The organism is Shewanella schlegeliana (assembly GCF_016765635.1).
Lineage (GTDB): Bacteria > Pseudomonadota > Gammaproteobacteria > Enterobacterales > Shewanellaceae > Shewanella > Shewanella schlegeliana.
Genome location: NZ_JAESVD010000002.1, coordinates 194,718 through 207,773, shown reverse-complemented (window position 1 = coordinate 207,773; position 13,056 = coordinate 194,718). Strand labels below are relative to the sequence as shown.

Here is a 13,056-nt window from a genome sequence, read left to right as displayed (position 1 = left end):
CAAGTTTTTGAATAATTGATGGATAAGCGCTACTTATACGGATTATTGTTACGGCTAATGTGATAATGTAGCGTGAATAAGCTACTATGTTCGGTTGCAAACCTAATCTGTAACACATTGTTATCGAGGAATAAGCCATGTTTAAACCAAGTTCCATGAGAAGTATCTCAATTGTTCTTTCGACTCTGCTGTACTTGCCTTTAGTCGTGGCTTACGCTGCACAGCTTGATGACGTTGAGCCTGTAAAAGAGTTTGAGTCCTACTTTTATCTTGGGGCAAAGGCCGGCCTGATGCATTATCAAAATGCTTGTGAAAGTTGGAGCATAAGCTGTGATGGAGATGATGTTGGCTTTGGCGGTTTTGCTGGTTATCAAGCGTGGCAATATTTAGGTTTTGAGACCGCATACCTCGACTTGGGGGAGGCGGTGGCACATTACTCTGAGAGCGGTGTAAATAACACTTATACTGGTAGCATGAAAGGCTGGGAGATCTCAGCGGTGACTCGGTTTAGCTTAAGTGAAAGTTTTGAGCTATTTGCCAAGGCGGGTAGCCTCTATTGGGATGGTGACAACCGCGGCCCCCATAGTCGTAACTCTGATTCAGATTGGGCTCCTATGCTAGGGGCTGGGGTAGAGTATCAGTTAGCGCCTTCTTGGGTCGCACGACTCGAGTATCAATATATCGATAGCTTAGGCAGTGAGCTAATTGGTGGTAGTAATGGCCATTTAACCACATTAGGTATTAGCTATCGCTTCGGTCAAGCTGCGACAAAAACTCAGCCACCGGCTAAAGATACTCCGGTTACCTTACCTGAAAAAATTCCACCTGTAATACCTAAACCAGTTGTATTACCAGCTGTAACGGTAACCAGTTTATTTGATTTTGACAGCAGCGAATTAACTAATCCTGATTCTTTAGCGCCAGTGATTGAGCGGTTAAAGCGAGCTCCCACTGCAGTAGCCAACATTAAAGGTTATACCGACTCTAAAGGTAATGCTGTCTACAACCAAGCACTGTCGGAGCGCAGGGCTCAAGCTGTCGCCGACTATTTAATTGCGGCGGGTATCAAGCCCGAGCAGATAGAGGTCCATGGTTATGGTGAGCAGTTCCCTGTAATGAAAAATGATACGTCAGAACATCGCCATGAAAACCGTCGAGTGTTAATACACATCCAATCAACAACGTCAGAAGTTAATCCGGAGATCTAAGCATGTTGATTTTTAAACAGTTAAAGCGTCATTTGATATTGCTTACTCTGCTTATTTTGGCTGGTTGTGGCGGCGATGACGATGGTTTTCCAACAGGAGCTTGTGGTGGACCCGATAACCCATGCCCCGCATACGCAGTCGCTCTTGAGATCAGTCCAAGCAACAGTGTTGTTGCCGTAAGTACCCATCAAGTCTATCAAGCGTTCGCGACATACAGTGACGGCGCAACTAAAGATGTCACCCAAGAGGTCAGTTGGTCGAGCAGTGAGCCTACGGTCGCCACTGTTTCTGCAAATGGTGTCGCTCAGGGAGTCTTAGCTGGAGAAGTGCAGATAACTGCAAGTCTTCCGCCTATGCAGGAAGGGGGCACGGAATTAACCGATAGCGCGGCACTTAAGGTGACGGATGCTGCTCTGACGGCACTGAATATTGAACCGGGACAGGCTCAGATATTGGTTGGAATGAGTCAGAATTTTCGAGCCTTGGCTTTATTTGCCGATGGCCATCAACAGGATGTGACTAACGAGGCTAATTGGACAAGCTTAGATACTGATATTGCAACAATAAAGAGCGAAGGAGACTCTATCGGTCTCGCAACTGGAGTTGCTGTAGGCGTAACACAAGTTAAGGCACTGTTTTCTGCTCAGGAAGCGTTAGCAACATTAGTTGTGCTAGCGACCAAACCAAGCCAGTTATTGATTAACCCTCTCGATGAAGTGTTACCGAATGGCACCAGTCTACAGTATCAAGCACACCTTATCTTAGAAGATGGTTTGAGTATCGATGTGACGACACAGTCGGCGTGGCACTCTTCTTCTGTCGATATTGCGTCTATCGATAATCAAGGCTTTTTAGTCGCTAAGACACTTGGGCAAACACGAGTGACGGCGACACTTTCATTTGCAGGTGTTAGCTTGTCTGATACAACCAGTGCAACGGTTGTCGATGCAAAGGTCAGTAATTTAATCGTGACTCCGGCCCAAGGGGTATTTCCTGTGGGAACCAAAGGCAGTTATGTTGCTACTGCCTATTTTTCAGATGGTCAGGTGAAAGATGTGAGCCGCGATGCACTCTGGTCTGCATCGCAGACGGATGTTGTCGACATCACAGCACAAGGGCAAAATGCTGGCGATGCCACCGCGAAAGCAGTTGGTAGCTCAAGCATTACCGCTAGCTATCAAGAGTTAAGTGCAAATGCGCAGTTAGAGGTGACCGATGCCGTGTTAACCTCGCTACAGATCTCACCGTTAAATACCCAAGTACCGGCTGGCACTCAGGTTCAATATCAGGCTTATGCGAGCTTTAGTGATGGCAGCGCAAAAGATGTCACGACTTTGGGTTATTGGCAAAGTAGTGAGCCACAAATTGCTTCAGTTGGTTTAACGGGAGGGCTTTCTGGCATTGCTGATACCTACCAAGAGGGGATTACCGAGATCCGCTTCGATTATCAGGGGCAGACTCAGGCAACAGAGTTAACGGTTACACAAGCAACTTTGGTCGATTTACAGATCTCACCGATAGGTCTGCAGGCGCCTATCGGCACACAAGGCCAATATATTGCAATTGCCTATTATTCCGATGGGCATAGCAACGATGTTACTCAGCAGGCGAGTTGGCTGTCGAGTAATCGAGAGATTGTGAGCATTGTAAACTCAGGAGTCGATGGCGGTTATGCCATGGGACTAACCGAGGGACAGGTAGAGATCTCAGCCACCTATGCAGGGCTAAGCTCTGGAGCAAGTTCTGCATTGTCTTCACGGGATTCGCAAGCCGTAGCTGAGATAGGGGCATCGACAACCATCAGCAGCAAAACGACGGCAAAGGTGACTCCTGCTATTTTACAGAGCCTGATTATCTCACCTGTTAGCGCGAGCATTGCTGCAGGCAATAATAAGCCTTATCAATTATTTGGCCTATTCTCTGATGGTAGCAGTAAAGAGGTGACGCCTTACGCCTACTGGCAAACCAGTGATACCAGCATAGCCACCATAGACCGCTTTGGCTTGGCTCACAGCCTTGCCGAGGGCCAGGTGAATATTGTTGCCAGTTATCTTGGCATGCAGGTCAGTGCCGAGTTAATAGTGACGGATGCGGTCATCACTCAGTTACAGGTCTCACCAGCAGATAGCACGATAGCGCTCGGTTATAGTCAGCAGCTGATAGCAACGGCCTATTACTCAGATGGTCATAGCAGCGATGTCTCTAGCTTAGCTAATTGGAGTTCATTGTCACCCTCAACCGTTCAAGTTGACGCCACAGGTCTTGCTGAAGGTGCGGCTCAAGGAAGCTCGACCGTTGAGGCTAGCTATCAAGGCATGCTGGCAAGCGCCAATGTTAATGTTACCAGTGCAATTCTCGAGTCGCTTAGTCTGACGCCTGTAACGGCAACGGTGGCAGCGGGTAATACTCAACAATATCGACTGTTTGGCATATTCTCTGACGGCAGCCATAAAGAGTTAACCTATGTGGCAAGCTGGCAATCGAGCGCATTAGCGATTGCAACCATTGATAAATATGGCTTAGCGCAAAGTTACCGGCAGGGGACGAGTCAGATCAAGGCCAGTTATATCGGTTTCTCTGCAGTTGCTGAGCTTAAAGTGACTGATGCCGAAGTCACTAGCCTTCAAGTTTCTCCAGCCAATCTCTCGGTTCCATTAGGAACAACAGGGCAGTATCGCGCCGATGCATTTTATTCCGATGGCCATACCAGTGACGTTACCCATTTAGCGACTTGGAGTGTTTACGAACCAAGTTTAGTTAATATTGCTACAACGGGAGTCTCGGCGGGCTTTGCAGAAGCCATTGGGGTTGGGGTGACGAAAGTTAAAGCCGATTTTGAAGGACAGAGTGATGAGGTTGATGTGACGGTAACCGATGCCATACTCGAAAAGCTTGTGATCTCACCAGCTTATAGCAGTATTGCGGCAGGACTTAGCCAGCCTTATCAAGCGACAGGTGTGTTCTCCGATGGTAACACTAAACCCCTTACAGACGTTGTCAGTTGGAGTAGCTCCGATAGTGAGGTCGCCACCCTTAATCGTTTGGGGGTAGCTCAAAGTTATATGGCGGGTAATATTGTCGTCAGTGCCAGCTACATAGGTTTTAAGGCAACGGCTGAACTGAATGTGACTGATGCACGGCTAAGTTATATCAAAGTTACGCCGAGCTTAATCAGTGTACCATTAGGGACTGAAGGCCAGTTTACTGCCCGTGCTTTCTATACCGACAACAGCTCAGAAGATATCACTGAGGTTGCAACTTGGACATCGAATGATGAGACGATAGTGCATATTGACACTGGCGCCCCAACTTCCGGTTTTGCTAGTGCTGTTGGGCTTGGGCAAACAGCTATCAACGTTCAATATTTAACGGCAACCGATACCGCCGTGGTAAAGGTTACACCAGCCGAATTAGTCGAATTGACCGTATCTCCAGCTGATGCAACTGTTGCTGCAGGTCTAGACCAAGCTTATCAAGCTTTTGCCCGCTTCTCAGACGGCAGTAGTAAAGATGTGACGTTAGAGTCGAGTTGGCAGAGCAGTAAAACCGATATTGCCACTGTTGACTCTCAAGGTGTCGCACATACTTTGTTATCCGGTAACACAGAGATCCAAGCAAGTTATAAATCTCTTAAGGCTAAGGCTTCACTCTTCGTTAATGAACCTATCTTAGTGGAGCTGCAGGTTACGCCAGTAAGTTCGACGATAAATATTAATGAAAGCCAGAAGTATATCGCGAGGGCGTTCTATTCTGACGGTTATTCAAATGATGTATCAATGGTATCGACATGGAGCTTGGCCGATGACTCTATAGCACATGTTGTCCCATCGGGGTACTCAGCAGGTAAAGTCACTGGGGATGCTCACGGTCAGACGAGTGTAAAAGCGCGTTACGCTGGTATGGACGCTCAGGCTCAAGTGATTGTTAGTGATTTTGAGTACATAGGTGTGCAAGTCGAGCCTGCTGATACTCATGTTATCGTGAATAAAACAACTCAGTTACAGGCGTTTGCTGTTTATAGAAATAGTAGCGGAACCATAACTCAGAAAGATGTTACCAATATCAGTGACTGGCGAGGCGCTGATGCGAGTAAAGTCTCCATTGACGATAAAGGTGTCGCATACGGTATAGAGGCTGGGGTAACGGATACTATTGCGATTTATCAAGGCATTGAAGGACAAGGCAGGATCACTGTTTATGACAGTGAGCTTATCGGGCTGACGATCAGCCCCGATAACCTGTCGGCCCCCATTGGTACTAAGGGGCGCTATAAGGCGATAGCCAATTATATCGATAGACCCGATGAAGATGTAACTCAGCTAGCCACTTGGTCCTCGAGTTATCCTGATGTGGTGCATATCGTTACCTCGGGAAGCGATGGCGGAACGGCAACGGCTAAAGCTGTGGGTATGAGTGAGATAACTGCCCAATTTGATGGTGCTATCGATAGTGTCAGCGCGCAAGTTACCGCTGCCGTGCTAGAGCGAATAGAGATCACCCCTAGAGTCGATACTATCTATGCCGAGTATACTACGCAGTTCTATGCCAATGCGTATTTCTCTGATGGCAATAGTGTCGATATCACCTTGGATGCCGATTGGAAAAGTGATGATCTTCAAAGGGTGACAATTCAAACGGGTAACTCTCGAGCTGGCGAGGCGATGGGGGTGAGTCAAGACGGCTTCGCAACCATTTCTGCTAGCTATGACGGATTTAGTGATAGTTTGCTGCTCAATGTTAAGCCTGTCTTGCCAGAAAGTATCGAAATCATTCCAAATGCAATGACACTTAAAAATGGCGGTTATCAAACTGTGCAGGTGATGGTGACTTATACCAACGGCGATGTGTATGACTACGCTAAATATGTCGATTGGAGCTCAACCGATGATAGCGTTGCCTATGGTCATAAAGGGGAGGTTCGCGCCGAAGGTGTTGGTAACGCCACCGTAACTGCGACTATGGGGGGGGTGTCAAGTTCGGCAGAAGTGACCGTGACACCTTAAGCTTTTCTAAACAGAATTAGCTCAGTTCAAGTTCAATTCAAATGAAAGAACGCAGCGCTTAGGCTGCGTTCTTTATTTGTTTTAGCTTAACAGTGTATTTAATTCTGGCCTATGTACGAGATAGATAAGCGCTAGGTTGATGCTTATCGTTAACCATAAGATAAATTTAAACCGACCCTTGGCCGATTTGTGCCTTAGCCATTGCTGAGCAAGCAGGGCACCGGGCCAGCCACCAGCCACGCTTAATAGGTGTAACTTAAGCTCACTCACTCGCCAGCGACTTTTCCGTGCAGAGCGCTTATCCCAGCCATAGGCGAAAAATGTTACTAGGCTCGCAGAGATAAAATAGAGCAACAGCCAAAGAGGGATATGCTGCAGTGAGTAGCTAATGGTCAAGATGACGATAAAGCTCAACGCAATAGCGATACTAAAGCGACTTGATGAACAGTTAATTTTTCGGCTCGACTTTATTGTGCCGCCACTAAGTAACTGGGCTTTGTCGGCGCGCCATTTACCTTGCTTGTCTTTTGTCAGATGAAATTGAACCCGATTGCCGGTTTGTGGCCTTAAGCTCTGGCGAGTAAAGGCTGAAATGTGTAAAAAAACTTGCTGTTTTTGCCCCGGAATTTGAATAAAGCCAAATCCCTTAGCATCATCCCAGCTATCTATTACACCCGTTGATACTGCGACTTTTGTCATTGAATACTGTCTGCTTCTATTCCTGTGTCACTGCTTTAAACACAGATGTTTACCGTATTTCTATCGAATACAAGTTAGGGTTGATGCGCTGTCAGTTATTGCAAATTCAGTTAGCAAGACTCTCCAGAGCAGCACTCTTCCTGTAAGAACTGAATAAGGTCTTCTAAGCAGTCAAATTGAGGGATGCAATGCAGTACCCGCCCCTCACGGTGCTGCTTGACGAGTCCTGCAGACATCAGGCTCGATAGATGATGTGACAGCGTCGAGTTGGGGATCTGCAAGATCTCTTGTAGATGGCCAACGGGTAGCCCCTTACGTCCCGCTTTGACTAAGGTTCTAAACAAGGTTAGTCGGGTAGGGTGGCCTAACTCTTTTAAGGCTTTTGCCGCAATTTCAGTATCCATACGCTTAACTCACAAAGAAAAATGTTTCGGTAGTTCTGGAAATAATAGCAGGGAAACCACAACCAATAAAAGGATATTTTAATCCCAGAATGAGAAGCTAAGGTTAGCTTTTGCTCGGCTTTTCAGAGATCCAAAGCTTGATGGTGCCTTGAACCACTATTACGCCGTCCGTGTCGTATGCGGTGACGGGGACGAGCATATCACCGGGAACCCACTGCTCAGGTTTAACCTCGGCAACACAGGTAATATCGCTTCCAGCCTTGGCTGTATAGTCCACGCTCATCCCTTTTGGGATCCATCTTAGGTGATGCGGAATAGAAGCCTCAGCCATCACTCCCATCGCCATCTCTAGGCCGTTACAGATCGCAATCACGTGTACAGTCTGGATGTGGTTATGCACTGCCTTGCGTTTCTTTATCTGGCAAACACAGCGATTCACATTTAATTCACTTATGATGGGCTTTACTGTGCCAAAGTAGGGAGCCATACGGCTAACCATTAGTGAGAATAGCTTGTTTCCAAAGGGCAGTTTTGTGACACGGTTATAGAGTGACATGACCTTAGTGGGTCTTTGATTTTGTTTAGGCTGGCTCATCTCGTTCCCTGTTTGGCTAACTGGTCAGATGAGGTTAACATCGATTTAACATTAAATGCCAGCCGTAGGTTAATTTACCTTTATAAAAGCAAACTTCATTTCCTTTTTGATTGTAATGGAACGTATAATTTTGCCGGCGAGCAGTTTTGAGTGAATTAAGGAATAAAGTGAATTATTTAAAGACCTACCTAAAGGGAATGGCGATGGGCGCAGCCGATGTTGTTCCCGGGGTATCTGGCGGCACGATCGCCTTTATTACGGCGATTCTCGATCCGTTATTGGAAAGTATTAAAAAAATTAGACCCTCTTTACTGGGCGTGATTAAAGAACAGGGCATTAAAGCGGCTTTTATGCATATTAATGGTCCATTCCTAGTCTGTGTATTCGGTGGGATATTGACCAGTATTCTCAGCCTAGCCAAATTGATCACTTATTTACTGGACACTCATCCCATTCCTGTGTGGTCATTCTTTTTCGGCCTGATCTTGATCTCAGTCATTCATATGCTCAAGCAAGTGAAGGGCTTTACCATAGGGCGCTTAGCTTTGTTTGCCTTGGGAGCTGTGTTCGCGTGGGGGATAACCATGCTAAACCCAATTGCAGTTGAGATGACTTATCTCAACGTGTTCTTGGGCGGCTGTATTGCGATTACTGCGATGATCCTACCGGGCATTTCGGGCAGCTTTATCTTGCTACTTCTAGGTTTATACACGCCAGTAATTGGCGCGGTTAAGAATTTTGATATCGCCATTATGGCCACCTTTGCGGCGGGTGCTGCAATAGGCATATTAAGTTTTAGTCATGTATTGTCGGCACTGCTTAGAAAGTATCATGACGCGACATTGATGTTTTTGATCGGACTAATGCTGGGGACACTTGGTAAAATCTGGCCATGGAAAGAGGTGGTCAGCTTTCGCGCAAACTCTAAGGGCGAGATGGTACCACTCGATGAGCGTGTACTATCACCGATGCAGTATGAGCATATTACCGGTCAACCTTCGCTGTTGATGTATGCGGTTTTCGCCATGTTTGCCGGTATTCTATTGGTATGGGGCTTAGAGCGTTTCGCTGATAAGACTCGCTAGTTTCTTTGCTAGCGATAGTCAATAATTAATAATGCCAGCTTTCGAGCTGGCATTTTTTCTATAGGCTTAGATACTAGATAGAAAGGCTTTATTTAATCTTGATTCAAAAGGAGCCTTGCCCTAGTTGATAAAATTTCGAATGATTAGTGTAAGAATGCCGATGAAAACGATTTTAACTCTGTTAGTGCTATTAGTGTTGAGCGGCTGTGGTTCAACTGCCAGTTATAGTGTGTCAGCAAGCTCGAGTGATGATGTGATGTCTGCGAGACAGGCACCAATCATGTCTGATAATACGCCAATTATTAATGAGCAATGGATTAAAGAAAAAGAACTGAAGGAGAAAATCCAACAGTTAGAAAAAAATGGCAAGCGCATATCATTTAGATAAACAGCTTGTTACTGGAGGAGGCCTTCGGTTTCAAGCGTGAAGGCCTAGGAGTTACAATACTCGTTTATGATGTCTTTCGGCTGTTATCGACCTGCTTTTTGTCGTAATACTCAAATGGAAACACATTTCTAATACGCTGAGTAATTGTATCGCTGACGTTAGCTGATACATGCAGTCGCACATCACCAAGTTTTTCAGCTCTAACTGTGCAAGTTAGCTTATTGGATTTCGCGATGGCGCGGCACTCTTTGGCGAACTTGTCTGGGATCTTGCCCTTGTGAGAGCTCATCCTGCCATCTTTAAAATGCATCTCAAACAGGGGTAATCCTTTCTTACCGCTGAAGATTAGTTTGTAGATAATAAAAACGGCGATAGCGATAAATAAAATTTTAAGCAGGGTTGGGGACATGCGCTTTCCTTTTCGTTCGATTTTAGCCCTAAAGTTAAGATACTCCTGCCTAAAGTAATTTAAAAGAGTGCCATGCCACAGAATCGCTAGATTTGTAATTTATGCTAGAGTGAATATAGCTAAGGGATCTATTGGCTTTTAATTTTAGTAAAGGATGACACCATGCAAATATCTAATGCCCAGCGTTGGCTTGAGCTTTGTGAAAAGCAGGCGCAGTTAATCGACAACTTATCTCAAACTTTTCCCGAGCGTAATGAGCAGCATGAACACTTAAGTGGGTGTTGGCGCCAAGTGGCTGAGTATCTGAGTCATGGTGAGTTTGAGAGTATGACAAAGTTAAAATAAAAAAACCGCCACAGGGCGGTTTTTTTATTGGGAGGGAACTATCTAGGCGAGCTTAAAATGCATAGCTTGCGGTAGCTAGCACTGTACCATCGTTTCTCCATGGCTCTTTCGAATCGATGATATTATCTGAGCTTAAATTGGTATCTAACCAAGCTAGAGACAGACCTATACCACCAAGCTCAGTAGAGACACCGATAGAATAGTCGACATAGTCTTCACCCCAGTCGTAATCGGCACCGTCACCATAGCTGTAACCAACATGGGCATCGATGCTCCAGTTCTCGAAGATCTCATAAGAGTAGTTAAGCTCTGTGTAGTTTAGTGAAACATCGGCGTTGGCATAGTCATTGGTGTACCACTGGGCGAGGTGGAAGCCGCTATAGTAAAGGCCAACATTCGCCTCTAGGTATCCCGTGTTTTCATCTTGTCCTGGGTAGCTGTAGTAGGTCAGGGTAGCGTCATATTCCCACTCTTCATCGGCACCGAAAGCGCCCCAATAACCAGCATAGATATCGACTTCTACATCGGCATCATAGCTATCTTTATCAACATTACTCGCCCAAGCACCAAAGAAAAGGCCATTTTCTAGGCTGTAATCTAAGCCACCTTGAACCGCGAAGTCACCGGCCGTTTGTGATACACCGCGGAAGCGGTAATCGTTAGTGACACTTATCTCGCCAGAGAACTCCGCTTGAGCTAGAGGGGCAATTAGCGCTGTAGAAAGTGATAGACCGACAACCTGGGCAATCCGTTTTATATTGAGTTTTTTATACACGGTAGTTTCTCCATTTTACTATTGTTGACTGCGATGCTCTGTTATTAGTTTTATACCAATGCTTGATAAGCAGTTGGTGTTAAGCATCATTTGATTTTGCCAAACAGCAGCATATTGCTACGACCTCATGGCGAATAAGTGAATTTCAAATCGCTTTATTGCGTGTTTGACTCGAAAATCACGTATACCTTACGGCAGTTATCTAGCACCTCCCAGGTGCCTTCAAACCCAGCTGGAATGACAAACCTGTCACCCGTTTTCACCGTTACGCTGTGACCATTTTTATCGGTGACCTTACTGGCTCCCGCTAAAATCTCACAATATTCATGTTCGCTATAGGCAACCTTCCAAGTGCCTATATCACCTTGCCAAACGCCAGCATGAAACTGCTCACAATCGCTGGAGTAATGATTTTGCAACTCTTGTCCAGGATCGCCCGTTAACACTTTTTCTGCATCGAGTTTATATCGCTCAATTGCGGTGTTGAGCTTTGCAAAGTTAATGATTGAATTTATGTTCTGAGCCATTGGTGTTTCCATTTCATTGATACCTAGGTGCCTATAAAGCTAAACGAAAAAAGCGCGGCCTAAGCCACGCCTTGTTATCTTTACTTCATTGTTGGCATCACAAACTCTGCCTTAGCGCCAGCTGTACTCTTTTGTGTCGATTGCGGCCAACGGGCAGTAATCGCCTTACGTTTGGTATAGAAGCGGACGCCATCAGGGCCGTGCATATGCAGTGGACCGAACAGTGAGCGCTTCCAGCCACCAAAACTATGAAATGCCATCGGTACCGGGATCGGCACATTGACACCGACCATACCCACTTGTACGTTGTGGCAGAAGTGGCGCGCCGCCTCTCCACTTTGAGTAAAGATAGCTGTGCCATTACCAAACTCATGATCATTAATTAGTTGCAGTGCCTCGCTGTAATCTTTTACGCGGACAATTGCCAGCACAGGGCCGAAGATCTCTTCTTTGTAGATCGTCATCTCAGGAGTAACGTGATCGAATAAGCAGCCACCTAAGAAGTAGCCCTGCTCATGATCGCTAACAGAGAGTTGACGGCCATCGGCAAGTAGTTGTGCCCCTTCGGCAACGCCTATTTCCACATAGTTGCTGACTTTTTCTAGGTGCTGAGCTGAGATAAGCGGGCCCATATCCATCTCTGGTGTCACGCCATTACCCACTTTAAGTGCCTTGAGCTGTGGCAGAAGCTTTTCAACTAACGCATCGCCTGAATCGCCTACGGCCAATACGACCGAAATTGCCATGCAGCGCTCGCCAGCACTGCCGTAAGCCGCGCCCATCAAGGCACCAACGGCTTGATCGAGATCGGCATCTGGCATCAATAACATATGATTCTTCGCCCCGCCCAGAGCTTGAACACGCTTACCGTGTTTAGATGCCGTCGAATAGATATACTCGGCGATAGGGGTTGAGCCCACAAAGCTTACCGCCTGCACATCTTTGTGAGTCAGTAGCGTATCAACCGCTTCTTTATCGCCGTTAACCACATTAAACACGCCATTCGGCAAGCCTGCCTCGGTCAGTAGCTCGGCCATACGCATTACTGAGCTTGGGTCTTTCTCCGATGGCTTCATGATAAAGCTGTTACCGCAAGCAATCGCAATTGGGAACATCCACATGGGGACCATCACAGGGAAGTTAAATGGGGCAATACCTGCAACAACGCCTAAAGACTGATTAAGAGTCCAAGCATCGACTCCACCACCGACCTGCTCGGTATGCTCGCCTTTCAATAGGTGTGGAATACCACAGGCAAATTCAACTACCTCTAAGCCACGGATGATCTCACCCTTAGCATCATCGAGTACCTTGCCGTGCTCACGGGTGATAAGCTCTGCGAGCTCATCCATGTTGGCTTCAACCAAGGCTTTAAACTTAAATAGTACGCGAGAGCGGTTGAGTGGGGTGACTTTAGACCATGATTCATGAGCTTTTTTAGCTAGCTCAATCATGCCTGCCACTTCTGCTGCACTGGCGAGAGAGACGGTGCCACGTTGCTCGCCTGTCGCAGGTTCGAAGAACGCTTGGGTGCGTTGACTTGGCTCAGAATGGTTGCCGTTAATGTAATGGTTAATGGTGTGCATAACGCGAAATCCTAATTCTATTCCCTGAAGGG

The 13,056-nt window shown here is 46.5% G+C and carries 12 protein-coding genes; 5 read left to right on the top strand and 7 right to left on the bottom strand.

Annotated features, from left to right (window positions below; genetic code table 11):
* The first annotated feature begins 137 nt into the window (after positions 1-137).
* On the top strand, positions 138-1,208 hold the full coding sequence (locus JMA39_RS03950) for an OmpA family protein (RefSeq protein ID WP_202720529.1): 1,071 nt from the start codon (positions 138-140) through the stop codon (positions 1,206-1,208).
* Between the two features lie 2 nt (positions 1,209-1,210).
* Positions 1,211-6,211, top strand: coding sequence for an Ig-like domain-containing protein (locus JMA39_RS03945; RefSeq protein ID WP_202720528.1), 5,001 nt, complete (start codon positions 1,211-1,213; stop codon positions 6,209-6,211).
* An 81-nt stretch (positions 6,212-6,292) separates the two neighbouring features.
* Here JMA39_RS03945 and JMA39_RS03940 read toward each other — a convergent pair whose 3' ends face one another.
* The 3 genes from JMA39_RS03940 to JMA39_RS03930 form a co-directional block, all read right to left on the bottom strand.
* The gene (locus tag JMA39_RS03940; protein ID WP_202720527.1) at positions 6,293-6,910 is read right to left on the bottom strand and encodes a DUF1294 domain-containing protein; all 618 of its coding nucleotides are present in this window, start codon (positions 6,908-6,910) and stop codon (positions 6,293-6,295) included.
* Between the two features lie 110 nt (positions 6,911-7,020).
* Positions 7,021-7,314 carry an ArsR/SmtB family transcription factor gene (locus JMA39_RS03935; RefSeq protein ID WP_202720526.1) on the bottom strand — a complete coding sequence of 98 codons (294 nt, stop codon included), beginning with the start codon at positions 7,312-7,314 and terminating at the stop codon, positions 7,021-7,023.
* Between the two features lie 103 nt (positions 7,315-7,417).
* Positions 7,418-7,909, bottom strand: a complete 492-nt coding sequence (locus tag JMA39_RS03930) for a hotdog fold domain-containing protein (protein WP_202720525.1) — start codon at positions 7,907-7,909, stop codon at positions 7,418-7,420.
* Positions 7,910-8,076: 167 nt separating this feature from the next.
* Between JMA39_RS03930 and JMA39_RS03925 the strand changes: the two genes are divergently transcribed.
* On the top strand, positions 8,077-8,994 hold the full coding sequence (locus JMA39_RS03925; protein ID WP_202720524.1) for a DUF368 domain-containing protein: 918 nt from the start codon (positions 8,077-8,079) through the stop codon (positions 8,992-8,994).
* A gap of 160 nt (positions 8,995-9,154) precedes the next feature.
* A complete protein-coding gene (locus JMA39_RS03920; protein WP_202720523.1) occupies positions 9,155-9,382 on the top strand; it encodes a hypothetical protein in 228 nt (75 codons plus the stop codon).
* A 64-nt stretch (positions 9,383-9,446) separates the two neighbouring features.
* On the opposite strand, the gene JMA39_RS03915 is transcribed toward JMA39_RS03920, so the two are convergent.
* Positions 9,447-9,791 (bottom strand): DUF3634 family protein, encoded by a 345-nt coding sequence (locus JMA39_RS03915; RefSeq protein ID WP_202720522.1) that lies wholly within the window; start codon positions 9,789-9,791, stop codon positions 9,447-9,449.
* 162 nt (positions 9,792-9,953) lie between these two features.
* Between JMA39_RS03915 and JMA39_RS03910 the strand changes: the two genes are divergently transcribed.
* Positions 9,954-10,136: a hypothetical protein gene (locus JMA39_RS03910; protein WP_202720521.1), complete on the top strand. Its 183-nt coding sequence runs from the start codon at positions 9,954-9,956 to the stop codon at positions 10,134-10,136.
* Between the two features lie 52 nt (positions 10,137-10,188).
* Here JMA39_RS03910 and JMA39_RS03905 read toward each other — a convergent pair whose 3' ends face one another.
* From JMA39_RS03905 to JMA39_RS03895, 3 genes are all read right to left on the bottom strand, one after another.
* Positions 10,189-10,911 carry a TorF family putative porin gene (locus tag JMA39_RS03905; protein WP_202720520.1) on the bottom strand — a complete coding sequence of 241 codons (723 nt, stop codon included), beginning with the start codon at positions 10,909-10,911 and terminating at the stop codon, positions 10,189-10,191.
* 155 nt (positions 10,912-11,066) lie between these two features.
* Positions 11,067-11,438 carry a cupin domain-containing protein gene (locus tag JMA39_RS03900; protein ID WP_202720519.1) on the bottom strand — a complete coding sequence of 124 codons (372 nt, stop codon included), beginning with the start codon at positions 11,436-11,438 and terminating at the stop codon, positions 11,067-11,069.
* Positions 11,439-11,518: 80 nt separating this feature from the next.
* Positions 11,519-13,024, bottom strand: a complete 1,506-nt coding sequence (locus JMA39_RS03895; RefSeq protein WP_202720518.1) for a CoA-acylating methylmalonate-semialdehyde dehydrogenase — start codon at positions 13,022-13,024, stop codon at positions 11,519-11,521.
* Positions 13,025-13,056: the final 32 nt, after the last annotated feature.